The sequence below is a fragment of the Nocardia sp. CA-290969 genome, from assembly GCF_050936135.1.
Lineage (GTDB): Bacteria > Actinomycetota > Actinomycetes > Mycobacteriales > Mycobacteriaceae > Nocardia.
Genome location: NZ_JBNJNJ010000001.1, coordinates 2,240,655 through 2,264,397 on the forward strand (window position 1 = coordinate 2,240,655; position 23,743 = coordinate 2,264,397).

Sequence of the window (23,743 nt, forward strand, 5' to 3'; positions counted from 1 at the left end):
ACTCGGTACGGCTGTTCCGGGCTTGGTATCAGCTCGGATACCACTGAACCTCGATCACCGAGACCCCGCGGTCGACCTCGGCATAGTGACCGGCGAATCCCGCCGGGGAAGAATCGACAACCTGTTCGGATTCGGCGGCCACAATGTCGCACTCGCCTTCGGGCGCCACCGAGTAATCCTACCGAGGAGGGGCGCACAGGAGACCGCTGAGAGCAGTCGAATCGGAAGCGGGTATCTCACCCGGGTATCTCGCCACGCCATCGGTGTCGAGAAGTCGGCAACCTGAGTTCCTGTCGCCCCGCTGTTCGACAGCCTCACCCAACGTGAGCCTGAGCAATCCGATTCCGCAGAATGAGCCCGTCTGATCGGGGTGCCCGATTCGAGTTCCCGAATCCTCTTCGGGCAATACGGTCTCCGGGACCGTGGGAGACGGGCACAAGGGGGTTCGGTCTGTGGTGCACGTGATCGGGACGTCGCCTGCCCACGAACCGAATCGGTCACGGCGCGCAAGGGGTGCGGAACGCTTGCTCCGCAATACCGCCGCCCCTCGTGCGTTCGGCCGGTCAGGCATCCAGGTCGGTGGCCACCAGTTTCGCTACCAGGTCCAGGGACTGCTGGTCGTCGCTGGTGACCACGACCTCGGTGCCGTGGGTAGCGCCGAGGGTCATGATCATCAAGGCGGATCCGGCGTCGACCGGGTCGCCGCCGACCAGGGACAGGGTGACCGTGGTCCCGGCGCCGGAGACCGCCTCGGCGATGATATTGGCGGGGCGGGCGTGCAGGCCGATGGCGGAGGCGACGGTGACGGTGGTACTGGCCATGACAGCTTTTCTCCTCGAGATGTAGTGGATTACGTCAGTTCAGTGGTGGGGACGGCGGCCGGGGCGCTGCGCGGCTCGATCAGCTCCTTCGCCGCGATCACACAGAGCGCTGCGACGACCGTGCCGGCGGCGAGGGCGGCAAGGAACCAGGCTATGTGGCCCACGGCGAAGAAGACGAAGATCCCGCCGTGCGGTGCGCTCAGGGTGGTCTCGGTGGCCATGATCAGGGCACCGGTCACCGCGCCGCCGGCCATCATGGACGGTATGACCCGGAGCGGGTCGGCGGCAGCGAAGGGGATCGCGCCTTCGGAGATGAAAGAGGCACCGAGGAGCCAAGCGGCCTTACCGTTTTCGCGCTGGGCAGCAGTGAACAGATGCGGGCGGACCGCGGTGGACAGCGCCATCGCCAGCGGCGGCACCATACCGGCGGCCATCACGGCGGCCATGATCCGCAGTGAGGCGGGGTCGGTGACGGATAATCCGGCAACAGCGAAGGCGTACGCTGCCTTGTTGACCGGTCCGCCGAGGTCGAAGCACATCATCAGCCCGAGGATGGCCCCGAGGGCGAGGACCGAGGTACCCGTGAGGCTGTTGAGCCAATCGGTGAGACCGCTGGTGACCGCGGCAAGCGGCTTGCCGAGAATGATGAACATCAGCGCACCGACGAGCAGCGAGGCGAACAGCGGGATCACCACCACCGGCATCAGCCCGCGGGCCCAGTGTGGGACAGGGAGTTTCGCTACCCAGAGGGCGGCGAATCCGGCGACCAGTCCGCCGACGAGGCCGCCGAGGAAGCCGGCGCCGACGAACACAGCCACGGCTCCGGCGGTGAACCCCGGTGCGAGACCGGGCCGGTCAGCGATCGCGAAGGCGATGTATCCGGCCAGCGCCGGTACCAGGAAGCCGAATGCGAGCGTGCCCAGCTGGTACAACACCGCACCCAGGTAGGTGGTGAGTCCACCGGCGGGGAGAGCGGTGAGGGAGTTGTCCAGCACGATGTTCTGGGCGTTATCGGCGATCTCGTAGCCGGCGAGCAGGAACCCGAGCGCGATGAGCAACCCCCCGGCCGCCACGAACGGGATCATGTAGCTGACGCCGGTGAGCAGAATCTGTCGCAGCCGAGTGCCCCAGCCGAGTGCGGGCGGGGCCGGGTCTGCCGTTGGGCGGGTGGATCCCGAGACGGTCCCCGCCATCGGGTTGCGGGCTGCGCGCAGAGCTTCATCGACCATGGTGTCGGGTTCGTTGATGGCCCGTTTGACACCGGACTCGATCACCGGCTTTCCGGCGAACCGTTCCCTGCCGCGGACACCGACGTCGGTGGCGAAAATGACGGCGTGTGCGGCGGCGATGGTTTCGGCGCTCAGCGGGGTGCCGCCGCTGGATCCCTGGGTTTCCACCCGGACTGTCACTCCGGCTCGCTCACCCGCGGCGACCAGTGCGTCGGCGGCCATGTAGGTGTGGGCGATTCCGGTCGGGCAGGCGGTGACCGCGACGATCGTCCGTTGCGGTGATGCCTCGTCGCTCAGGGCCGATTCCTTTGAAACAGGCTGGGATTCGGCACGTCCGGCAGGCCGGTCGGACGGTGCCGGGGCGGGCTCCGGCGCCGGGATGTCCGGGCCCGTTGCGGGCTGCCCGCCGATCACCTCCCCGACCAGTGCGATCACCTCGTCAGGGCCGGCGGCAGTACGCAGCGCGGCGACGAACTCCGGCCGGACCAGTGCGCGGGCAAGGCTGGAGAGCAGTTTCATATGCTCGGTACCCGCGCCCTCGGGTGCGGCGATGAGGAAGACGAGGTCGGCGGGCCCGTCCGGGGCTCCGAAGTCGACCTTCGGGTCGAGGCGGGCGAAGGCCAGCGCGGCGCTGGTGACCGTCTTGTCCCGGCAGTGCGGGATCGCGATACCGCCCGGTAATCCGGTGGCCGATTGGCTTTCCCGCTCCAGTGCGGCATCCCGCAAGGTGGTGGCGTCGGCGGCGCGACCGCTGTCGGTGAGCCGTTGGGCGAGCGCCGCTATGACTGTTTCCTTGTCGGTGCCGAGACCGGAGTCGAGGCTGACCAGATCGGCGGTGATGACGGGATCGGAGGGAGGGGACGGGTAGGCCATCGCGGTGTCCTTCAGCGACTGTGCAGGGGTACCGGCGTCGTGACGGCCACGGCTCCGGGGTCGGTGTGATGCGGGCCGGGCAATCCGGTGCCGGGCAGGGTGGCGGCGGCGCTGCCGTAGGCGACGGCGCGGCGCAGTCGATCGGCCGGAGCCGCGCCCTCGAGATCGGCGAGCAGATACCCGGCCAGTGCCGCATCACCCGCGCCGACAGTGCTGCGCGGGGTGATGGCCGGTGCCTGCGCGTGCCACGAGCCGTCCCCGGTAACGAGGACGGCTCCCGCGCCGCCGAGTGTCGCGAGCACGGCCTCGGCGCCGCGGGCGACGAGGGAGCGCGCCGCCTGCGCGGCGGCTGCCGGATCCTCCAATTCGACCGGGTCGCCCCCGGTGAGCTGGGCCAGCTCCTCCGAATTCGGTTTGAGCAATTGCGGCATCGCCGATTCCAGATCGGCGGCGAGGGCCAGCAGCGGCGCGTCCGACGTGTCGACCGCGACCTTGGTGCCGCGCAGCATGGCGAGAAGATCCACGTACCACTCGTCGGGAACGCCCGGCGGCAACGACCCGGACAGCACCACCCAGGATGCCGCGCCGGCCAGTCGGCAGACCTGATCCGACAATGCCGCAAGGCCGTCCGCCGACAGCGCCGCGCCCGGCTCGTTGATCTTCGTGGTGGTGCCGTCGAGTTCGGTGAGAGTGATGTTGGTACGCGCCGTACCCGCATACGGCACCGCGTAGTGGTCGATGCCGGCGTCGGTGAGCATCGCCAGCAGCGGATCGCCCGCATTACCGGGGAGCACGGCGACAGTCGCGATATCCGCCGCGGCAACCACCCGGGAGACATTGATGCCCTTCCCGCCGGGATGCGACAGCCCGGCCCGGGCACGATGCACGGCCCCGCGCCGCAGCGATTCCGGCAGGGTGACGGTGTGGTCGATGCTCGGGTTCGCGGTGACGGTGATGATCACGCGATCGCCACCTCGATCCCGCACTCGGTCAGTTCGGCGTGCACCGCGGTCGGCAGTGCGGTATCGGTGACCAGCACGTCGACCTCCTCGATCGCGCCGAAACGCAGCAGATCCTCGCGGCCGACCTTGCTCGCATCGGCCACCACGACCACCCGGTGCGCGGCGGCGATCATCGCACGTTTGACCGCGGCCTCATCAGGGTCGGGGGTGGACAGCCCGTGCCCGATCGTGAGCGCGTTCGTGCCGATGAAGGCCACATCGACACGGAGGTCGCCGAGCGCCCGCAGCGCCTCGGCGCCGACAGCGGCCTGGGTCACCCCGCGCACGCGGCCGCCGATCAGGTGCAGTCGTGCGCCCGCATTCCCGCTGAGGCGGGCCGCGATGGGCACCGAATTCGTCAGCGCCACCAGATCCCGGTCGGTAGGCAGGGCGGCGGCGACCCGAGCGGTCGTGGTCCCGGCATCGAACAGCACGCTGCCGCCGGTGGGGGGCAAATAGTCCAGGGCGGCCTTGGCGATGCGGTCCTTCTCGGCGGCATGCGAATGCTCCCGTTCGCTGGTGCCCAGCTCGATCGTGGTCAATGCGGTGGCCGGGACCGCTCCGCCGTGTACCCGCCGGATCAGACCCATGCGCTCGAGCACGGCGAGGTCGCGCCGCACCGTCTCGGTGGTGACGCCGTACTGCTCGGAAAGCTCGGCGACCGATACGCGCCCGCGATCCGCAGCCAGCACGGCAATGGCCTGCTGGCGCTCCTCTGCGTACATCCGCTCCTCCGCCTGTATGTTGGTTCCTGTTGTTTTATGCCCGTATGTGTTGCTTTGTCAAGAGTTGTGCGTAGTCTGGATCACATCGAGACGACCGCTGCATCACCGTGCACGTCCTCGACACCGGCGTGGAGGAGGAATCGAATGAACCCATCACCGCAGGACACAGCGCTGCAGGCAGCCGGCGCCACCCTGCACGGCACACCCGCGGTACCGGGCGTCGCGGTCGCCTCGACGATCCGGCCGGCTCCGCGGGTGCCCGTCGAAATGCGCTCCGTGGCCATCGCCGAATCCGATCGGGCTGCCGAGCTCGCGCGGTTCCACGCAGCCGCGACCGTGGTGGCCCGTCGCCTGCGCGAGCGCGCCGCCCGCGCGAGCGGTGCCGCGACCGAAGTGCTCGCCGCGAATGCCGCCATGGCCGCCGACCGCGGCTGGCTGGGCGCCGTCGAGAAAGCGATCGCCACCGGTATGCCCGCCGCGGTCGCCGCGGTCGCGGCCACCGACCAGTTCGCCGAGATCTTCAGAGGGCTGGGCGGATTGATGGCCGAGCGGGTTACCGATCTGCGCGATGTCTGCGATCGGGTGGTGGCCGAGCTCGCCGGAGCGCCCGAGCCCGGTATCCCGGCACCGGCACAGCCCTCGATCCTGCTCGCCGCCGATCTCGCCCCGGCCGACACCGCCGGTCTCGATCCGAACATCATCGTCGGCCTGGCCACCTCACTCGGCGGCCCGACCAGCCACACCGCGATCATCGCCCGCCAGCTCGGCATCCCGTGCGTCGTCGCGGTCGATGGACTCGACGAAGTACCGGCGGGCATCGATGTCCTCGTCGACGGTACGACCGGACAGGTGGTGATCGGGCCGGACGCGGAATACGCCGACCGCGCACTGACCACATACCGGGCGCTGGCCGCACGCACCGCGGCCTGGACCGGTCCCGGCGCAACCGCCGACGGCCACCGGATCGAGGTGCTGGCCAATGTCCAGGACGGGGCCGGAGCCCGGGCGACACGCCAGCAGACGCCCGCCGAGGGTGTCGGGCTCTTCCGCACCGAACTGTGCTTCCTGGACCGCGAATCCGAGCCCACCGTCGCCGAACAGGCCGCACTCTATCGGGAAGTGTTCGACGCCTACCCCGGGCAGAAAGTGGTGATCCGCACTCTCGACGCGGGTTCGGACAAACCGCTGCGCTTCGCCGACCACGCCGAGGAAGCCAACCCCGCACTCGGGGTCCGCGGTATCCGCCTGGCCGCCCGTGGCAGCGCCATCCTGGACCGGCAGCTCGACGCGATCGCCGAAGCCGCCGCCGGCCGGGCGTTATGGGTGATGGCACCGATGATTTCCACTGCCGCGGAGGCGAAATCGTTCGCCGGCAAGGTCCGGGAGCGCGGTCTGGTCCCGGGCGTGATGATCGAGGTCCCCGCGGCTGCCCTGCAGGCGGAGCAGATCCTGGAACACGTCGAGTTCCTCTCGATCGGCACCAACGATCTCGCCCAGTACACAATGGCCGCGGACCGCATGTCCGCCGAACTCGCCACACTCACCGACCCCTGGCAGCCGGCGGTTCTGGCCCTGGTCGCCCGCACCGCCGCCGCCGGCCGCGCCGCGGGCAAACCGGTCGGCGTCTGCGGCGAGGCAGCCGCTGATCCGCAGTTGGCCTGTGTGCTCGCCGGATTCGGCGTCTCCTCGTTATCCGTAGCGGCCCCCGCCGTCGCCGCGGTCGGCGCGACACTGGCGAGCGTCACCCTCGACAGCTGCCGCCGCGCCGCCACCGCCGTACTCGCGACCGCCGGCCCCGGCGAGGCACGCGCCGCAGCCGCGGCAGTACTCACGCCGTAACCGTGCAGATCGCCCGGTTCCACTCACGAGAAGCTGAGGCCGGCCAGCCAAAAGAGCGCGCTGCGATCCATGAAGGTGCCTCGCAACACGATCAACCGGATGAACGCCAGGCTGAGGTCGGCAGTCCTGCCGTACCGGTTCATCAAAAGTACACCTGCGAGAACTCGGCCGTCGAAGTCTACGCTGATAGTGGCAGGGACGGCGTCGATCCGCGTCGTCGAGGCGTGCATCTGCATGGGGTCGACCATGTGTATACGCAGAATCGCATCGATCCTGAAAAGACCACGTCGGGACCGACACTCACCTCAGCCACCGGGCTACCGTGCCGCCGTCACCTCACAGCCGCCACCGAAAGCGGGCCGGAGGCGAGTTTTCGGTGTTTCCGGCCTGATTCGCTGACCAGTCGGTCGGCGGGCAGGTGCCGTAATGACGACACTTGATGCCGTGGCGAAGAAGAAGGCCGAGTCTTCGGCCGGGCAGCCGGCGGCGGCGGAGTTGGTCCGGATTGCCGAGGAGCAGGTCGGTCCTTGACCGGGCCCGAGGGGCTGCTCCAGAAGCGCACCAAAACCCGTCCTCGAAACCGCGCTCAACGATGAGACGCCCGCACGGCTGGGGTATGAACCCCACCGGTCGCCCGCCGACCGGTGCTCGGTCAATATGCGTAATGGGACTCCGTCAACACCGTCTTGGACCTGTTCCGGTACGTCCTCTCAGGAACCGGTCAGTGCTGCTGGCGCGGGCCTGAATGTTCGTTGCGATCCGTGCTGTCTCGCGGATCGGTACTGCTTCCCGTGGTGCTTTCGGGATTGTTCTCGAGGCATTCGATGCACGAATCGAGTAGCTCGTGCAACGCGGCAACGCGTTTCGTTCCAAGCTGTTCGTTGAGTGCTGTCTGTGCCTCCTGCCAGGCGCGCCGTCCTTCGGCTCGCTTCGCGTGCCCGGCCTCGGTCGCTTCGACGAGACGGCTGCGCGCATCCTGTCCGACGCCGATATTCAGCCATCCCTGAGTCACGAGCGGCTGCATGTTGCGTGTCAACGTCGACGCATCCATCTGCATACGCTTGGCCAGATCGCTCGGACGAATGGGGCCAAGCCTGACGACGTATGAGAGCAGTGCGTATTGCGTGTTCTTCAACCCTGACCGGGCGATGTAGTGGTCGTAGTGCCGGGTCACCATGCGGGTGAGCTGGCGAAGTTTCAGGTTGGTGCATTCCTGCGCCCCGATGGCGGTCTCCACCTGATAGATTGTATATGCAAATATTGCATATACAAATATGTGCGGGAAGGGTTGCTGATGGAAGTCGATACGGTCGTCGCCCGATGGAGCGCGGAAGAGGAAGCTGTCCGCGCCCGCCTGCGGGCCCCGGATGCGGCGCCGAGGGCGCAGATCTTCGGCCGCACGGGCATGGAAGTTCTCGCTGCGATCTTTGCCGGTGAATTGCCGCCGGCGCCCATCGGCGAGACGCTCGACTTCGTGCCGATCCATATGGAGCCTGGCGTCGCCGTGTTCCAGGGTCGTCCTCAGCGGCGGCACTACAACCCTCTGGGGTCAGTGCACGGCGGCTGGTTCGCCACGTTGCTCGACTCAGCGGTCGGCTGTGCGGTGCACTCCACCTTGCCTGCCGGCAAGGGCTACACCACGCTGGAGCTGAAGGTCAATATGCTGCGCCCGTTGACCGACGCGGTGCCCCTGGTCCGGGCCGAGGGCAAGGTGGTCCATCCCGGACGTCAAGTCGCAACGGCCGAGGGCCGGATCGTCGGTCCGGACGGAAAACTTTACGCGCACGCCACTACGACGTGTCTTGTTTTCGACCATCCTGCAAACACCCCGGGAGTTTTCGAGGGCAAGGCATGACATCGTCAACTACACCCGAGCCGGAGCACCGATCGGCACCTGTGGCGGTGCAGAAGGGATGGCGATGACCCTCTATTACCTGGATGACTTCGTACCGGGACAGCGATTCGCTGGGAACTCCCGCATTCGTATCGAGGCCGACCGCGTCAAGGCGTTTGCCTCCGAGTTCGATCCCCAGCCCTTTCACCTGGACGAAGGCGTGGCGGGCGCCTCGATCTTCCGAGGTCTGGCCGCGAGCGGCTGGCATACCGCAGCCATCACGATGCGGCTGCTTGTGGACAGCGAATTCAAGCCCGTCGGCGGGATCGTCGGCGCAGGCTTCGATGAATTGCGCTGGCCGCTTCCGGTGCGACCCGGCGACGAGTTGCGCGTGGAAAGCGAAGTGCTAGACGTGCGGTCGTCGAAGTCACAGCCGGAGCGGGGACTGGTCAAGCTGCGCACGAACACGCTGAACCAGAGCGAGGAGATCGTCCAGATATCCGTGGGCAATATTGTCGTTCCGCGCCGCCCGGAGTAGGTGCAGGTTGCGGTGCGAAACATTCGTCAATGGAGCGAAGAATGAAATACACGGTATTCGGCAAGACCGGCCTGCGGGTTTCGCAGGTAGCGCTCGGTACGGGCAATTTCGGCACCGGCTGGGGCCACGGCGCCGATCCTGATATCAGCAAGGCGATCTTCAACGCCTATGCCGACGCCGGTGGCAACTTCATCGACACGGCGGACGCCTATCAGTTCGGCCAGTCCGAAGAACTGCTCGGCACCCTGCTGGATGGGCGGCGCGAGAACTTTGTTCTGGCCACGAAGTTCACCAACGGCGCTGTTCCCGATGCCGATCGGCTGGTCACCGGCAACAGCCGCAAGGCGATGGTGGCCTCGGTGGAGGCGAGCCTGAAACGACTCAAAACGGATCGGATCGACATCTACTGGGCGCACCATCCCGACGGTGTCACGCCCATCGAGGAAATCGTTCGTGGCTTCGAAGAGCTGGCGCGCGCGGGCAAAATTCTCTACGCGGGGCTCTCGAATTTCCCCGCCTGGCGTCTCGCCCGCGCGGTCACCCTGGCGGAACTCACTCGCGCAGTACCTATCGCGGCCGCGCAGTTCCAGCACAGCTTGGTTCATCGTGAGCCCGAGGCCGACCTGTTCCCGGCGTCGCATGCACTGGGCCTCGGCGTCGTCACCTGGTCGCCTCTGGGCGGTGGCATGCTGACCGGCAAGTACCGAAAGGGCGAGAAGGGTCGCGCAGAGGGCCTCGGTGGTCGGGTGTTCCAGCCGGAGAACTCGGCGCAGCGCACGCAGATCCTCGACACGGTACTTGCCATCGCCGACGAACTGGACGTCAGCGCAGGTCAAGTCGCTATTGCCTGGGCGGGTACGCATGGCGCGGTTCCGATCATCGGGCCGCGCTCGGTGACTCAGCTCGCCGACAACCTCGGTTCCCTGTCGCTCGAGCTTTCGTCCGAGCAGATCAGCCGCCTCGATTCTGTCAGTGGTCATGTCCCTTCGGCACCGACCAGGACGCCCGTTCCCTGGGGCGCCGACGACCTCACCCGGATCATCGCCTGAGCCCTGGGTGCGCAGCTGTCCGAGAGCGTGGGACCGTTCCTCACTGCGATGCCGAGTATCGCCAGGGCGCGCACCGAACTTCCTCTCGATGTGCTCGGCGATGTTCTTGCGTTGCAATGAAATGTTTATCGGTGCTCCGGCCGGTTTGTGCTGCCGCACGATCTCCGCGGCGTTGGAACCGGGCAGGACTTCTTTCTCCGCAAGATCGCGCGTGACCACGGCGGCGCGTTCACTCATCTCACAAATGCCATCCGCGAAACCACCGTTGCCGCCACTGACCGTTTTCAAGACGGAGAAATTGCTGCTCGCATCGGCTCTCGACGACATGCAGGACATGACCGGCCGGCTCACCGCGCACCTATTGGCGGCGCAGGAGCAGCCCGAGTCGATGTACAAGATCGGTCTGCACAGCGTGCGGTTATCCTCGCGGTCGGCGACCTGCTCGCCGGTTGGCGCCTGCTCACCGGTCACCGCGCTTGCCGCGCTCGCCGGCGTGTCCAGTCACGTCGGCTTGGTCGGAACGGTCAGCACCAGTTTCCCGGTTCCCCATGGATCACGCTGCCCCGACCACTCCAGGTCGGGGGCGGCGTCGTGTCCGGGCACCGGAAGATACTGTGCCGTCGAGAGATACCGCCGGGCGTACGAATGTCACCGGAATCACCCCGGACTGCGCAGCCGGGCCCGGGCGGTTAGCTTTGTCGGGAACCGAAACATTACTTTGGGATCGGCCGGATCCCACCCGATGGAGGAAAAACCTTGCGCGTCTTGCTCGTAGCCAGCGCATTCAACAGTCTCACCCAGCGCGTGCACACCGAATTACGCGGTCGCGGGCACGAAGTGGGGGTCGAGCTGGCGCTCGGTGACGATCTGCTGCGGGCCCGGGTCGCGCATTTCCGGCCCGACCTCATCCTGGCGCCCATGCTGACCACCGCCATCCCGGAAGATATCTGGACCGAATACACCGTGCTGATCGTGCATCCCGGCCCGAAGGGCGACCGGGGGCCCTCCTCACTCGACTGGGCGATCAGCACGGGTGCCCGCGAATGGGGTGTGACGGTGCTGCAGGCGGTCGCGGAAATGGACGCGGGTCCCATCTGGGCGTCGGTCCCGTTCCCCGTGGCGGCCTGCGGAAAGAGCGAGCTGTACCGCAACGAGGTCTCCGACGCGGCGGTCGCGGCGGTCCTGCTGGCGGTGGACCGGTTCGCCGGCGGCGTCTTCGAACCCGAACCACTGGACTACCGCCGGCCCGACGTCCGGGGGCAACTGCGCCCCTACCATTCCCAGCAGTACCGCCGGATCGACTGGGCGGCCGACGATACCGCCACGGTCCTGCGCAAACTCCGCGCCGCCGATTCCCAGCCGGGGGTGCTGGACGAGCTGTACGGCCGGGAGTACTTCCTGCACGGCGGTCATCGCGAGGATCGCCTCCGCGGGATTCCGGGCGCGGTGATCGCCACCCGCGACGGCGCGATCTGCCGGGCCACCGTGGACGGCGCGGTGTGGCTGCCGCAGCTGCGCCGCCGCCGGACACCCGGCGGGCCGGCCACGTTCAAACGTCCCGCCGTCGACGCGCTCGGGTCCGATCTGCCCGCCGGTATCCCGGATGCCCCGGTCACCCCGGCCGAGGCGGCGCTGCGCGACACCTGGTCGGAGCTGCAGTATTACGAGCAGGGTTCGGTGGGCTACCTGGAATTCGCCTTCGCCGGTGGTGCGATGAGTACCGGGCAGTGCCGCCGGCTGCTCGCGGCCTACCGGCAGGCGAGCGCCCGGCCGACCCGCGCCCTGGTACTCGGTCCGGCGCGTGACTTCTTCTCCAACGGAATCCATCTGAACGTCATCGAGGCCGCCGAGGATCCGGCCGAGGAATCGTGGCGCAACATCACCGCGATGAACGACCTCGTCGAAGCGATCCTCACCACGACGGACAAACTGGTGATCTCGGCGCTGGCCGGGAACGCCGCGGCCGGTGGCGTCATGCTCGCGCTCGCCGCCGACGAGGTGTGGTGCCGGGAATCGGTGGTGCTCAACCCGCACTACCGTCTGATGGGACTGTACGGCTCGGAGTATTGGACGTATTCGCTGCCGCGCCGCGTGGGTGCGGCCGAGGCCGATCGGCTGACCCGCGCGACGCTGCCCTTGAGCGCCGGCTCGGCGGCGGAGATCGGCTTGGTCGACCGGGTCGCGGCGGGCGGCACCGCGGAATTCCGGGACTGGGTACGCCGCGAGGCGACGATGCTCGCCGACGCGCCGGAGCTGGAGAGCCGGTTGACCGCCAAGAAACAGCAGCGGGAAGCGGACGAAGCGGTCAAACCGCTGGCCGAGTACCGGGCCGAGGAACTGGCGCATATGCGCCGGAACTTCTACGCCGAGGGCGAGCCCTACCACCAGTTGCGGCGAAACTTCGTCTACAACGTGGCGCCTCCGGCCACCCCCGCGTACCTGCTGGCCTGATCACCGCGCTGCGCGCGGTAGCCCAGTTGTGACATCGACTGGCGGCGGTATAGCCCACTGGGGTGAAATTTTTACTTTGCAACCGGCTTCGGGTGCGTCGAACTACTGTCCACGGGGCCGTGGTTCGGAAATCGACTATTAAAGCGGAGTAGAGAGACGTGCTACATCTCGAGCACTTCAGCAGCGGCTGGGTGACTCCTGTCCTTGCCTATGTGATGTCCTTCATCGGTTCTGTCCTCGGCCTGCGCTGTGCGGTGCGCGCCCGGACGGCACAGCCGGCCTACGGCTGGCTGATCGCGGCCGCGATCGCCCTGGGCGGCGCCGGTATCTGGGTCATGCATTTCACGGCGATGCTCGGATTCGCCATCGACGGTACGAGCATCCGTTACGACATGCCGATGACCCTGCTCAGCGCCGCCATCGCGATCCTGGTGGTGCTGGTCGGGCTCTCGATCGTCGTCCGCGGGCACCGGGAGGTGATCGCGCTACCGCTCGGCGGGGCGATCACCGGCCTCGGCGTGGCAGCCATGCACTACCTGGGTATGGCGGCGATGAACACCGGCGTCACCATGCAATACAGCACCGGCCTGGTCCTGCTCTCGATCGCGATCGCGGTGGTCGCCGCGACCGCGGCGCTGTGGTTCATGCTGCACGTCCAAGGCTGGGGCAATACCGTCGGCGCGGCGCTGATCATGGGTGTCGCGGTGTGCGGTATGCATTACACCGGGATGGCGTCCATGAGCGCTCACCACGGGGAACATCACGGGCTCCCCGAGGGCGTCGCGCCGGTCGAGCTGCTGACCCCGCTGCTCACCACGGTCGCGCTGGTCGTCGTGGGCCTGGTGGTACTGGTCGGGGTGGCCGAACTGGAAGTGCGCAGTGTCGCCGTGGCGGCCGGGCCGGCCACCGAAGCGGAAGTGTCCGACACGTTCCACTCCACCGACCCGGCGACCTTGGCGCATAGTGGCCGTCAGTGGCCGCGGCTGCCCGCCGACCACTAGCCTGGGATGTCGCAGCGGTGACAGTCCGGCCGCCGGCCGGTTGTCCTGTGCTGCCGGAAGGCCCTATCCTGGGCCGCCGTATCTGCAAACTGATGTGAGGATTGGCTGGATGGGTAGTACCGTGCTCGATATCGCCGCATTGATCGTGATGCGCATCGGGGATTTCTGGACCTGGGCGTCGACCGGCTCGGCGGGATTCCCGCCGCTGTGAGTCGCTAGCCGACCCGATACGTGGAGCCCGGACGCCGATGCGTCCGGGCTCCACGTTTTCGCGCCGGCGGCAGGCCACCGGAAGTCAGGAACCGACCACCGACTGCTGGTCGCCGGGGGGCGAATACACCGATTCGTCGACGTGCAGAACCATGAAACCGTTGTCGGAGCAGGTGACATAGAGGTCGTTACCGCGCCATTCCGGCGGTGACAGGCACCAGTCGGTGGAAACATCGCCGAACGCGAGTTTGCCGGTGCGGCCGGACAGCGCCTGGGAGGGATCGAACTGGCCCTCGAGCACCGCCCGCGCCGCACTCGGCGCGGTCATCGCCGGGATACCGAGCAGCGAGGCAAGGGCATGCGGTGAATTGACCAGTTCGAGGTTGCGACCTGTGCGGGCCGGTGGGTTGAAATAGGCGATCTCCCGGATGGCATGCGGATCGCGGATATCGAAGACCCGGATCCCGGACGAGATCCAGCCGCAGGCCAGCGCCGTCGGGTTCGCCGGGCGATCGGCTGCGCAGTAATGCGATTCGTAGGCGAAGATCGAACCACCCATGGACGAGGCGATATTGCTGTCCATGTGCTGCGGAAGGTTGATCTCCAGTTTCACCTTGGCGACGACCTTCGGGTTCGCGTCCTCGGAGACGTCGATCAATTTCACGCCGCCGGAACCGCCTTCGTCGACGGTGTAGATATGGGGTTTTCCGTCGTAGGTGACCGGAATGCTGTGCTGGGTGGCCCAGCCGTCGGACCAGAACATCCGCCCGAGGTGATGGACCTGCGGATTCGGGTCGCGCCGCTGGACGGCGCTGACATCCAGCACCGTGACCCCGCTGAGCGCCGACAGATAGAGGCGGTTTCCGTCGGGGCTCACTCCGAAGCCGTGCGCGGTGAGACCGGTGAGTCCCTGCCAGACGACCCGCGGGTTCGCCGGGTCGGTGAGATCGACCGCGCTGAGGAACCCGGGCGTGATACCGGAGGCCCAGTAGGTGTTGCCGTCGGGGGAGAACCCGCCCTCGTGGGTGGTGATCGGCAGCGGCATCCCGAGATTCGTTCCGGGGCCCGGATTCAGCAGCCGCGGATGCGCGCAATCGGAAATATCGTAGACGGAGAGATATCCGGCGCCGACGAGTAGCGGAACCCCGGTGCCCACCAGCAGTTTGCGCCGGGCATTGACCTTCAGGCTCTCCCAGGTACCGGCCACCATGGCCGGTTCGTTCAGGGTGACGGTCGGGCGCGGGTGCGCGGGGTCGGAGACATCCAGTACCTGCACCCCGCCGTTCTGGTGCAGCAGATTACCGGGGAAGAAGGTCCCCATGTACGCGCAGTGTTCGAAACTCGTGGAGGTGATCCCGGCGCCGCGGCCGGCGAACTGCCCGACCATGGACATATTGCAGCGGTACCCCTGGGTACTGCGCCCGCTGTCACGGTCGGCGGCCGGAACATCGCCCTGCAAGCCGGGTTCGGGCATCGACCCCGGCCCGCAGTCCGCCCGGGGGGCCGCGGTACGGCCGACGTCGAGGAACTCCCGGACCTCGTTCTGGATCTCGGATTGCAGATCCGCCGCGGCACTGCCCGGCAGCATGATCGCGGTGACCACGGCCACCGCGCCCAGGGCAAGTGCCCGGGCCCGATGTAGTTCGCCGAAGGGACGCCCCATTGCATCCTCACGTTTCCCGAGCTGCCTCGTCCGACCCGCCGGGGCATGTTTTGGGACACATCCCGGAATTGTTCAGTGATGGTAGCGATTCGGGGCGCGAGCTGGAGTCGAATCGGTGAAACGAGCCGGTCGGTCCAGCGCGACCAGCAACGATTCGCAGTCGTCCAGCAGGCGGCGGCGCAGCACCGCGGCGCGTTCGGCGAGCCCGGCCTGTGCGCGGACGTAATCGGCCCGCCCGGCGGGAGTTTCGATCGGCACCGGCTCGTATCCGTAGTCCCGCAGATCGTACGGGCTGGCCCGCATATCCAGTTCGCGGGCGTCGCGGGCCAGGGCGAAACAGTCCAGCAGCAGATCCGAGCAGAGCAGCGGAGCGAGTTTGAAACCCCACTTGTACAGATCCATATTCGCGTGCAGGCAGCCGGGTTGTTCGGTGTGCAGTTGATCGTCGCGCGTGAGCCGGCGAGCGTTGCGGGCGACGGCGGGCGGGGTGAAGAAGCGGAACGCGTCGAAATGAGTGCAGCGCACCGGCATCGATTCCACCACGGCATCGGTTCCGGCGGCGCCGAGCCGCAGCGGGACACCGGCGTGGCGCACCTCCCCGCTGCGGTACACCATCGCCCATTCGTGCAGGCCGAAGCACGACAACTGGGCGGGCCGGGACGCGGTGGCCCGCAGCAGGTCGGCGATATAGGACACGGTTTCGGCGCGGGCACGCAGGAACCGCGGATCGGCGGTGACCACCGGGCCGGTTGCGCCGTCGTCCGTGTCGAGCCGGTGGTAACCGCGCGATCCGGTGTACTCGTGCGCCCCAGCCAGGGCGATACCGAATCCGGGGTGCCAGCGCCGGAGTTGCGCGGGTTTGTGCCCGTAATAGGTGAACAGGAAATCGAGTACCGGATGCTTCTCGCCCTCGGCGCGGCGGCGCAGGAAGTCACCGGCGAGTTCGTCCAGCCGCCGCCGATGCGCCGCGGCGCGGGTCCGCCAGTCCGATTCGGCGAGGACCCGGCGGTCCATCTCCACCGTCATTCGGCCACCCGGTGCGTGGCATCGCGTACGGTCCCGACGAATTGCTCGACCAGATCCTCCAATGCGACGATGCCGGCCGTATTACCGCGCGCGTCGACCACCCGGCCCAGATGGCTGCTGGTGCGCCGCAGCCGGGCCAGCGCCTCGTACAGGGTGGTGCCCAGCAGCACAGTCGGCAGGGGCCGGATATCGGTGCGCGGAATCTCGGTGTTCGGGCCGGCCGATTCGTCGGACACCTTGTCCAGCACATCCTTGACGTGCAGATACCCGACCAGCGAACCGTCGGCGGCCCGCACCGGGTAACGGGAGAACCCGGTTTCGGCGACCGCGCTCTCGATATCGCCGAGGGTCGTACCGCCCGGCCCGCGCAGCGGGACGGTGCGCATCCGGTGCAGCGGGACCATGACCTCGGCCACGAACCGTTCGCCGGTGCCCAGCGCCTGGGTGAGACGGCGGTGCTCCTCCTCGTCGAGCAGGCCCTCGGACCGGGATTCGCCGATCATCTCGGCGAGTTCGTCGCTCGAGACGGTGGCTTCGAGTTCGTCCTTCGGCTCGATTCGCAGCATCCGCAGTGTCGCGTTGGCCGCGAAGTTGTAGACCGCGATGAGCGGCCGGGCGATCCGCAGCCAGGCCAGGTGCATCGGTACCAGCAGCAGGGCGCTGCGTTCCGGGCCCGCCAGCGCGATGTTCTTCGGGATCATCTCGCCCAGCAGGATGTGCAGGATCACCACGATGGTCAGCGCCACCACGAACGACACCGGGTGCAGCAGCGATTCCGGCAGGCCGGCCAGTTCGAAGGGGTATTCCAGCAGATGGGCGACCGCGGGCTCGCCGACCCGGCCCAGCAGGATCGAGCAGATGGTGATGCCCAGCTGCGCGGCGGCCAGCATCATCGACAGGTTCTGCCCGGCCCGGATAACCGTATCGGCATTGCGTTTACCCTGGGCGGCGAGCGCTTCGAGGCGGTCGCGCCGGGCGGAGATCAGCGCGAACTCGGCCGCGACGAAGAAAGCGTTACCGGCCAGCAGCAGCACGGTCAGTGCGACGGCGAGCAGATCACCCATGGTGGTACTCCCGTCCGGCCGGCTGTTGTTCCCGTTCGAGCGAGCGGTCGTCCACCGGCACCAGCCGGACCCGGTCCACGCGCCGGCCGTCCATCCGCTCCACCCGCGCGAGCCAGCCGCCCGGGCCGTCCACGTGGCGCCGGTCGTGTCCGCGCCGCTGTGGCAGCACGACGATATCGCCGGCCACCGGGATACGGCCGAGCCTCGTCAGCACCAGACCGCCCAGGGTTTCGTACTCGCCCTCGGGGGCCTGGTATCCGGTGGCCCGGGAGACCTCGTCGATGCGGAGCAGCCCGGAACAATCCCAGCCGTCGGAGACCCGGCGGACATCGCGTTCCTCTTCGTCGTGTTCGTCGCGGACATCGCCGAGGATCTCCTCGATGATGTCCTCCATGGTCACCAGGCCCGCGGTGCCGCCGTATTCGTCGACGACCAGCGCGACCTGCATACCGTCGGCGCGCACCCGTTCCAGTACCTCGTCGCCGTCCAGGCTGGCGGGCACCACGGGCACGGGTTGCGCGATCTGCGCAAGTCCCACACCGGCCCGGGTGCGCGCGGGGTAGGTGAAGGCCTGTTTGACGTGCACTACGCCCAGGGTGTTGTCCAGATCGCCGTCGATCACCGGGAACCGGGAGTATCCGGTACGGGCGGCGGCGGCCAGTAGATCACCGATGGTGTCGGTGCGGTCCAGCGCCTCGATCTTGACCCGGGGCGTCATCAATTCCTCGGCGCTGCGGGCCCCGAACTGCAGCGATCGGTCCAGGATCTGGGCGGTGCGCTGGTCGAGCGCGCCGTGCTGGGCCGAGGTGCGAACCAGCGAGCCGAGTTCCTGCGGCGACCGCGCGGAACGGAGTTCCTCGGCCGGTTCCACGCCGAATCGGCGCACCGCCCAGTTCGCCGAGCCGTTGAGGAACTGGATCATCGGCTTGAACACCGCCGAGAAGGCCACCATGGGTCCCGCGGTGGCGCGTGCGGTAGCCAAGGGGGCGGCGATCGCGATGTTCTTCGGCACGAGTTCGCCGTAGATCATCGACAGCGAGGTCGCCAGGATCAGGGCCAGGACCAGCGAGATACCGGTCGCCGCGGAATCCGGGATGCCGACCACGCCGAACAGCGGCGCCAGTAACCGGGCCAGCACCGGTTCGGCGATATAACCGGTGATCAGCGTGGTGATGGTGATTCCGAGCTGGGCGCCGGACAACTGGAACGACAGGGTGCGATGCGCCGTGCGGACCGCGCGGGCCCGCACATCACCCTCCCGGGCGTGCGATTCGACGGTGCTGCGTTCCAGCGCGGTGAGGGAGAATTCGGCCGCCACGAACAGCGCGGTGCCCGCGGTGAGTGCCACGAACCCGATCAGGCCGGCGACGGTGAGTACGACGGACATATCACCACCCCCCGGCGGGCATCGGCATCAGCGTGGCCGGATGAGCGGGAGGTCGGTGGAGGGTGGTGCGGAGGGGGACGCCGGGTCTGTCACCCGGCTCGATAGATGAGCCCTCCTGAGTGGCGCCCTCGGACGCGGGTGACAACTGGTTCCTTTCGTCCCGGATGATCAAGGGCCGGCAAGGGGCCGACGCACCTCATGGTACCGGCCCGTGCATGTGGTTGCACGGGCCGGTATCGGCGACGCGGAGAACGGGCGGCTCACCAACCGCCGGGTAACGGCCGCCCCTCGGCGAAACCCGCCGCCGACTGGACCCCGAGTACCGCGCGTTCATGGAACTCGGTGAGGTTCGCCGCACCGGCATACGTGCAGGCACTGCGCACGCCGGAGCAGATGTGGTCGATCAGGTCCTCCACACCGGGCCGTTCCGGATCGAGCAGCATCCGGGAACTGGAGATGCCCTCCTCGAACAGGGCCTTACGGGCACGGTCGTAGCCGCGGTCGGCGCTTGTGCGTGCGGCCACCGCGCGTTTGGAGGCCATGCCGAAGCTCTCTTTGTAGGCGTTGCCGTCCCGGTCCACCCGCAGATCACCGGGCGACTCGTAGGTTCCGGCGAACCACGACCCGATCATCACATTCGACGCGCCCGCGGCGAGGGCCAGCGCGACATCGCGCGGGTGCCGGACACCGCCGTCGGCCCACACATGGGCGCCGAGGTCGCGGGCCGCGGCCGCGCATTCGGCCACCGCGGAGAACTGCGGGCGGCCGACACCGGTCATCATCCGGGTGGTGCACATGGCGCCTGGCCCGACGCCGACCTTGACGATATCGGCGCCGGCCTCGATCAGGTCGCGGGTGCCCTGGGCGGAGACGGTGTTACCGGCCACCAGTGGCACACCGAGACCCAGGTCGCGGATGGCGCGCAGGGTTTCCAGCATCTTCACCTGGTGCCCGTGCGCGGTATCGACCACCAGCACATCCGCGCCGGCATGCACCAGCGCCTTGGCCTTGGCCGGGACATCCCCGTTGATCCCGACGGCCGCCGCGATACGCAACCGGCCGTCCTGATCGACGGCCGGTGTGTAGATCCCGTGCCGGACCGCGCCGGTCCGGGTCAGCACGCCCGCGAGGGTTCCGTCGGCCGCGAGCAGCACCGCCAGATCGGCGTGCGCGGCCTCGAGCCGGTCGAAGATATAGGACGGTTCGGCGGTGGCCGGTGCGGTGACGAAATCGGTGGTCGCGACCTCGTGCAACCGGGCGAAGCGGTCGACATCGGCGCACGCGGCCTCGGTGACCACACCGACGGGACGACCTTCGTCGACGACGACGGCCGCACCGTGCGCCCGTTTGTGGATGAGCGCCATGGCGTCGGATACCGAATCGTCGCGGGTGAGGGTCACCGCGGTATCCGCGAGCAGCGAGCGGCTCTTGACGAAGGCGATGGTGTCCGCGGCCGCGTTGTTGGGCAGATCCTGTGGCAGCACCACGATCCCACCGCGGCGGGCCACGGTTTCGGCCATCCGCCGGCCGGCCACCGCGGTCATATTCGCGACCACCAAGGGGATGGTGGTGCCGGAGCCGTCGGACGTCGTGAGGTCCACATCGAACCGGGACGCGATATCGGTGCGGTTCGGAACCAGGAAGACGTCGTTGTAGGTCAGGTCGTACGGCGGGGTTTGCCCGGGGAGAAACTGCACTGCACCCATGGTAATGGGCAGCGGCCGGTGGCGGGCGCATCACCCGCGGCGACCTCGGGCCCCGCCGACCGGTGTGTCGGGTGCAGGCCGCGGATGGTGCTGGCGCGGGTGGCGGGGTGGTCTGCGGGCGCGGGTCGCCGGACATGCGTTGTCGCGGGGCGGTGTGTAGTGGCCGGTGGCCGGGCGGTTCCGTGCCGCGGTGAAAGCCGCCACGCCGCGCGGGTGTGCAGGGTCCGGGCCAGGTGTGGGGAACCGGCGTTCACCGGTACCCACTACGCACGGATCGGATCTCCGGGAGGACGACCGGGCGCCGGTCCACGGGGCTCCTCGGTTCAGCCGCTGGGCGCCGAGCCGGGAAATCCGCCGGTGAACCGCACGGGTGCCACCGAAGGCGAGATCCGCCGGCGTCTGCATCATCCCGGGCCTCGGCCGGGCGGCCGGGCTCCCGCTGGACGGATGCCGGGAGATACCCGTCGGCATCGCCGGGCCGAGGGCCGGAAGATCGGTCCGCGGGAGGTGGCCCCGGCGCCGATGCGGGTCGGTCCAATTGGCTCGGCCGGCCGGTAGCTCCCTGGTCTGGCGCCGATGCGCGTCGGTCCATTCGGTCGGGTGGACGGTGGTTACCTGGCCCGGCGCCGATGTGGCCGGCGCGCGGGGGCGCTGCCGGAAACGCGGCGTGGTTGCCCGGAGCCGCGGGGCGGCCGTACGCGATCACGGGCGGCGGGCTGCGCCGCGGCCGGCGTCACAGCGGGTGCCCGCGCCCCGGTGAGTTGCTGAAGTTGCCGGTCTGCCGGGCGCACCGAGTGCGTCACCGTTTCCACCTCCGCGGCCTGTATCAGCGCGCTGACCTCGGCGCGCTGATCGGGGGTTACCACGGTGACGACCGTGCCGGCCGCTCCGGCGCGGGCGGTCCGCCCGGCGCGGTGAACGTAGTCCTTGGGGGAGGTGGGCGGGTCGGCGTGGACCACCAGTGATACCGCGTCGACGTGGATTCCGCGGGCGGCGATATCGGTGGCGACCAGGGTCGAGACCGCGCCGTCGGCGAACGCGGCGAGGGTGCGCAGCCGGCGGTTCTGTGCCTTGCCGCCGTGCAGGGCCGCGACCGCGATGCCCTCGTCGCGCAGCCGGCGGGTGAGTTTCTCGGCACCGTACTGGGTGCGCACGAACATCAGGGTGCGTCCCTCGCGGGCAGCGATCCGCGCGAGCACCGCGGGCTTGTCCGCGGTATCGACGAACAGCAGATGATGAACCGCGACGGCCGCCGCGGGTTCGGGCGCGACGCTGTGGGTGACGGGATTTCGCAGGTAGTGCCGGACGAGATCCTGGACGGAGTCGTCGTCGAGAGTCGCCGAGAACAGCAGTCGCTGGCCGTCGGCGGGGGTGGCGTCGAGCAACCGGCGGACCTGCGGCAGGAAACCGAAATCGGCCATATGGTCGGCCTCGTCGAGCACGGTGACCTGGACCGAATCCAGGACGGCCGCCCCCTGTTCGACCAGGTCGGTGAGCCGGCCGGGGGTCGCGATCAGCAGATCGACCCCGCGCAGCAGTTTCTCGGCCTGCCGGGCCGTGGGCAGGCCACCGACCGCGGTACCCAGCCGCAGGCCCAGGGCGAAGGGTTCCAGGGCACGTTCGATCTGCAGCGCGAGTTCGCGGGTCGGGGCCAGCACGAGACCGCGCGGCGCACGAGGTATCGCGGGCCGCCCGGCGAGCCTGGCGAGCATCGGCAGGCCGAAGGCCAGCGTCTTTCCCGAACCGGTCGGGGCGCGGCCCAGCACATCGCGGCCGGCCAGGGCGTCTGGGATTGCGGCATCCTGGATGGGCCGGGGGTCGGTGAAGCCTTCGCGGCGCAGCGCCTGGACGGTGAGCACCGGCAGGCCGAGGTCCGCGAACGGCGGTCTGGGGGCCGGACGTCCGGCGTTCGAGGGCTGCGGAGGCGACGAGGGGGGTTCAGCCACGGAAGAGCCGGCTCAGCTCGACCAGCCAGGGGATCGCCACGGCCTGGGTCGGCACCACCAGGATCGCGATCGAGGCGAGATAGGCGGCGCCGGCCAGGCGCATATCCCCGAGCGGACCGGCCAGTCGCTGGATCCGGATGAGGGTGCTGGGCCCGCCCACGGCCAGTGCGCCCTGCGGTGCCGTGGACTTCGAACAGGCGACCAGCGCCCGGGCCAGCGGTTTGGGGCCGGTCACCTTCACCGCGGAATCGTCGGCGAGCAGTTCGATGAGCAGTTTCACCGAATCCAGCGCCGATTTGCTGCGGACGAACCGGGGGAAGGCCTCGTGCGCGGCGGTGAACGCCTCGAGCACGAGATCGTGGCGGGCCCGCAGATGCGACCGCTCGTGGCTGAGGATGGCGGTCAGCTCCTGTTCGGTGAGGTTGTCCAGGGTGCCCGCGCTCACCACCACGCGGCGCCGCAGGCCCGGCAGACAGTAGGCGATGGGTTCGGCGGCCGAGAGCACCCGGATATCGGCGGCGCGGCGCACCGGGCCGCTCTGGTCGAGCAGGTCCACCAGCATGCGGTGCTTGGCCCGCCGCCGCCGGGTATGGATCCCGACCCGGATCGAGGCGTAGATGAGCCGCGCACCGATCAGCAGGGTGAGCATGAAGACCGAGACGTAGGCCAGCCACAGCGGTAGCCCGAGCGCATCGATTTCATCGGTGGGCTTGGTGGTGGGCCGGCCGTCGGGGCCGGGGACCAGCAGTTCGGCGGCGATGGCCAGCCCGGAACTGAAGGCACTGAGCACGGCGGCCAGCGCGATGGCCTGCCAGAGAACGAGCGCGGCACGCGGTACGCGGTAGGTCCAGGTCGCGCGACTGAGCGCCTCCGGGACGGGACCGGCGAGAAGCAAGGCAAGTACGGCGAAGGCCGGTGCTGCTGCGTTCATCGACTCTGCTCACTGCGTTGTGGGGCCAGGGTCCGAGCTCACTGCGGCGGTGCGGTGTCCTCGGTGTCTTCGAGCTTAGCGAGCGCATCCCGCAGGGCCAGCGCCGCGGCTTCGTCCTTGCCGACCTGCTCCACGAAATGCACCAGGGCCGCTGCCCGGCTGCCGGCCTCGTCGGCTTGCTGCAGCGCATCCATCATGAGTCCGGCCACCAGCTCGTCGCGGCTGTGTACCGGAGCGTACCGGTGCGCGCGATCGTCGCGCCGCTGCACCACGAGATTCTTCTTCGCCAGCCGCTGCAGCACCGTCATCACCGTGGTGTACGCGAGTTCGCGGCGTGCCGACAGGGCTTCGTGCACCTGTCGGACCGTTTGTGGTTCATCGGCGGACCACAACTGGTCCATAACCGCTTTCTCGAGTTCACCAAGTCCAGCCATCTCTCGATTTTACGA

21 protein-coding genes are annotated in these 23,743 nt (G+C 68.6%); 6 read left to right on the forward strand and 15 right to left on the reverse strand.

The window, feature by feature from the left end; all coding sequences use genetic code 11:
- Window positions 1-28: 28 nt before the first annotated feature.
- The 5 genes from ACQEVO_RS10470 to ACQEVO_RS10490 all read right to left on the reverse strand — a co-directional run bounded on the left by ACQEVO_RS10470 (window position 29) and on the right by ACQEVO_RS10490 (window position 4,649).
- Entirely contained in the window at window positions 29-169 is a 141-nt protein-coding gene (locus tag ACQEVO_RS10470; RefSeq protein WP_432923391.1) for a hypothetical protein, read from the reverse strand.
- 394 nt (window positions 170-563) lie between these two features.
- Window positions 564-821, reverse strand: a complete 258-nt coding sequence (locus tag ACQEVO_RS10475) for an HPr family phosphocarrier protein (protein ID WP_432911527.1) — start codon at window positions 819-821, stop codon at window positions 564-566.
- A gap of 29 nt (window positions 822-850) precedes the next feature.
- On the reverse strand, window positions 851-2,923 hold the full coding sequence (locus ACQEVO_RS10480; RefSeq protein WP_432911528.1) for a PTS fructose transporter subunit IIABC: 2,073 nt from the start codon (window positions 2,921-2,923) through the stop codon (window positions 851-853).
- An 11-nt stretch (window positions 2,924-2,934) separates the two neighbouring features.
- Window positions 2,935-3,885, reverse strand: coding sequence for a 1-phosphofructokinase (gene pfkB, locus ACQEVO_RS10485; protein ID WP_432911531.1), 951 nt, complete (start codon window positions 3,883-3,885; stop codon window positions 2,935-2,937).
- A complete protein-coding gene (locus tag ACQEVO_RS10490; RefSeq protein ID WP_432911534.1) occupies window positions 3,882-4,649 on the reverse strand; it encodes a DeoR/GlpR family DNA-binding transcription regulator in 768 nt (255 codons plus the stop codon). Before ACQEVO_RS10490 ends, pfkB begins: the two co-directional genes overlap by 4 nt.
- Before the next feature lie 144 nt (window positions 4,650-4,793).
- Between ACQEVO_RS10490 and ptsP the strand changes: the two genes are divergently transcribed.
- On the forward strand, window positions 4,794-6,488 hold the full coding sequence (ptsP, locus tag ACQEVO_RS10495) for a phosphoenolpyruvate--protein phosphotransferase (RefSeq protein WP_432911537.1): 1,695 nt from the start codon (window positions 4,794-4,796) through the stop codon (window positions 6,486-6,488).
- Between the two features lie 23 nt (window positions 6,489-6,511).
- Here ptsP and ACQEVO_RS10500 read toward each other — a convergent pair whose 3' ends face one another.
- Together ACQEVO_RS10500 and ACQEVO_RS10505 are read right to left on the reverse strand one after the other, a co-directional pair.
- A complete protein-coding gene (locus tag ACQEVO_RS10500; RefSeq protein WP_432911539.1) occupies window positions 6,512-6,724 on the reverse strand; it encodes a hypothetical protein in 213 nt (70 codons plus the stop codon).
- Window positions 6,725-7,209: 485 nt separating this feature from the next.
- On the reverse strand, window positions 7,210-7,725 hold the full coding sequence (locus ACQEVO_RS10505; protein WP_432911541.1) for a MarR family winged helix-turn-helix transcriptional regulator: 516 nt from the start codon (window positions 7,723-7,725) through the stop codon (window positions 7,210-7,212).
- 57 nt (window positions 7,726-7,782) lie between these two features.
- On the opposite strand from ACQEVO_RS10505, the gene ACQEVO_RS10510 reads away from it, so the two are divergent.
- From ACQEVO_RS10510 to ACQEVO_RS10530, 5 genes are all read left to right on the forward strand, one after another.
- Window positions 7,783-8,343, forward strand: a complete 561-nt coding sequence (locus ACQEVO_RS10510; protein WP_432911543.1) for a PaaI family thioesterase — start codon at window positions 7,783-7,785, stop codon at window positions 8,341-8,343.
- 58 nt (window positions 8,344-8,401) lie between these two features.
- A complete protein-coding gene (locus ACQEVO_RS10515) occupies window positions 8,402-8,860 on the forward strand; it encodes a MaoC family dehydratase (protein ID WP_432911546.1) in 459 nt (152 codons plus the stop codon).
- Window positions 8,861-8,901: 41 nt separating this feature from the next.
- On the forward strand, window positions 8,902-9,909 hold the full coding sequence (locus ACQEVO_RS10520) for an aldo/keto reductase (RefSeq protein WP_432911549.1): 1,008 nt from the start codon (window positions 8,902-8,904) through the stop codon (window positions 9,907-9,909).
- A 756-nt stretch (window positions 9,910-10,665) separates the two neighbouring features.
- Window positions 10,666-12,360: a hydrogenase maturation protein gene (locus ACQEVO_RS10525; RefSeq protein ID WP_432911552.1), complete on the forward strand. Its 1,695-nt coding sequence runs from the start codon at window positions 10,666-10,668 to the stop codon at window positions 12,358-12,360.
- Between the two features lie 158 nt (window positions 12,361-12,518).
- Window positions 12,519-13,361 carry an MHYT domain-containing protein gene (locus ACQEVO_RS10530; RefSeq protein WP_432911555.1) on the forward strand — a complete coding sequence of 281 codons (843 nt, stop codon included), beginning with the start codon at window positions 12,519-12,521 and terminating at the stop codon, window positions 13,359-13,361.
- A gap of 295 nt (window positions 13,362-13,656) precedes the next feature.
- Here the strand turns inward: ACQEVO_RS10530 and ACQEVO_RS10535 are convergent, their stop codons facing one another.
- The 8 genes from ACQEVO_RS10535 to ACQEVO_RS10570 all read right to left on the reverse strand — a co-directional run bounded on the left by ACQEVO_RS10535 (window position 13,657) and on the right by ACQEVO_RS10570 (window position 23,728).
- Entirely contained in the window at window positions 13,657-15,234 is a 1,578-nt protein-coding gene (locus tag ACQEVO_RS10535) for an LVIVD repeat-containing protein (RefSeq protein ID WP_432911557.1), read from the reverse strand.
- Between the two features lie 72 nt (window positions 15,235-15,306).
- Window positions 15,307-16,260, reverse strand: coding sequence for a 3-methyladenine DNA glycosylase (locus ACQEVO_RS10540; protein WP_432911560.1), 954 nt, complete (start codon window positions 16,258-16,260; stop codon window positions 15,307-15,309).
- Window positions 16,257-17,324: a hemolysin family protein gene (locus tag ACQEVO_RS10545; protein ID WP_432911563.1), complete on the reverse strand. Its 1,068-nt coding sequence runs from the start codon at window positions 17,322-17,324 to the stop codon at window positions 16,257-16,259. The genes ACQEVO_RS10540 and ACQEVO_RS10545 overlap by 4 nt, the downstream gene beginning before the upstream one ends.
- Entirely contained in the window at window positions 17,317-18,711 is a 1,395-nt protein-coding gene (locus ACQEVO_RS10550) for a hemolysin family protein (protein WP_432911566.1), read from the reverse strand. The genes ACQEVO_RS10545 and ACQEVO_RS10550 overlap by 8 nt, the downstream gene beginning before the upstream one ends.
- Before the next feature lie 260 nt (window positions 18,712-18,971).
- A complete protein-coding gene (locus ACQEVO_RS10555) occupies window positions 18,972-20,408 on the reverse strand; it encodes a GuaB1 family IMP dehydrogenase-related protein (RefSeq protein WP_432911568.1) in 1,437 nt (478 codons plus the stop codon).
- A gap of 620 nt (window positions 20,409-21,028) precedes the next feature.
- Complete coding sequence (locus tag ACQEVO_RS10560) at window positions 21,029-22,363, reverse strand: DEAD/DEAH box helicase (RefSeq protein ID WP_432911570.1); 1,335 nt, start codon at window positions 22,361-22,363, stop codon at window positions 21,029-21,031.
- Window positions 22,356-23,294, reverse strand: a complete 939-nt coding sequence (locus tag ACQEVO_RS10565) for a M56 family metallopeptidase (RefSeq protein ID WP_432911573.1) — start codon at window positions 23,292-23,294, stop codon at window positions 22,356-22,358. The genes ACQEVO_RS10560 and ACQEVO_RS10565 overlap by 8 nt, the downstream gene beginning before the upstream one ends.
- 38 nt (window positions 23,295-23,332) lie before the next feature.
- Window positions 23,333-23,728: a BlaI/MecI/CopY family transcriptional regulator gene (locus tag ACQEVO_RS10570; RefSeq protein WP_432911575.1), complete on the reverse strand. Its 396-nt coding sequence runs from the start codon at window positions 23,726-23,728 to the stop codon at window positions 23,333-23,335.
- Window positions 23,729-23,743: the final 15 nt, after the last annotated feature.